1 rRNA gene is annotated in these 1,132 nt (G+C 52.7%); it reads left to right on the top strand.

Going from position 1 to position 1,132, the window contains the following annotated elements:
* Nucleotides 1-1,132: ribosomal RNA gene (locus ATB74_RS23295) — 23S ribosomal RNA — on the top strand; the annotation flags it as partial.

The raw sequence follows: 1,132 nt of genomic DNA, 5'->3' as shown, positions 1-1,132 counted from the left end.
GAAGGAACTAGGCAAAATGGTACCGTAACTTCGGGAGAAGGTACGCTCTTATCAGTGAAGTCCCTTGCGGATGGAGCAGACGAGAGTCGCAGATACCAGGTGGCTGCAACTGTTTATTAAAAACACAGCACTGTGCAAAATCGTAAGATGACGTATACGGTGTGACGCCTGCCCGGTGCCGGAAGGTTAATTGATGGGGTTAGACTTCGGTCGAAGCTCTTGATCGAAGCCCCGGTAAACGGCGGCCGTAACTATAACGGTCCTAAGGTAGCGAAATTCCTTGTCGGGTAAGTTCCGACCTGCACGAATGGCGTAATGATGGCCACGCTGTCTCCACCCGAGACTCAGTGAAATTGAAATCGCTGTGAAGATGCAGTGTACCCGCGGCTAGACGGAAAGACCCCGTGAACCTTTACTACAGCTTGGCACTGAACATTGAACCTACATGTGTAGGATAGGTGGGAGACTTTGAAACCGCGTCGCTAGATGTGGTGGAGTCGTCCTTGAAATACCACCCTTGTAGTTTTGATGTTCTAACGTTGGTCCCTGAATCGGGATTACGGACAGTGCCTGGTGGGTAGTTTGACTGGGGCGGTCTCCTCCCAAAGAGTAACGGAGGAGCACGAAGGTGGGCTAAACACGGTTGGACATCGTGTGGTTAGTGCAATGGCATAAGCCCGCTTGACTGCGAGAATGACAATTCGAGCAGGTGCGAAAGCAGGTCATAGTGATCCGGTGGTTCTGAATGGAAGGGCCATCGCTCAACGGATAAAAGGTACTCCGGGGATAACAGGCTGATACCGCCCAAGAGTTCATATCGACGGCGGTGTTTGGCACCTCGATGTCGGCTCATCACATCCTGGGGCTGAAGTCGGTCCCAAGGGTATGGCTGTTCGCCATTTAAAGTGGTACGCGAGCTGGGTTTAGAACGTCGTGAGACAGTTCGGTCCCTATCTGCCGTGGGCGTTGGAAAATTGAAAGGGGCTGCTCCTAGTACGAGAGGACCGGAGTGGACGAACCTCTGGTGTTCGGGTTGTCATGCCAATGGCATTGCCCGGTAGCTAAGTTCGGAATCGATAACCGCTGAAAGCATCTAAGCGGGAAGCGAGCCTTGAGATGAGTTTTCCCTGGC

Origin of the sequence: Vibrio splendidus (assembly GCF_001557875.1) — a bacterium.
GTDB lineage: Bacteria > Pseudomonadota > Gammaproteobacteria > Enterobacterales > Vibrionaceae > Vibrio > Vibrio splendidus_F.
The sequence above is the reverse complement of the archived record's forward strand: the minus strand, read 5'-3'. Positions and strand labels throughout refer to the sequence as shown.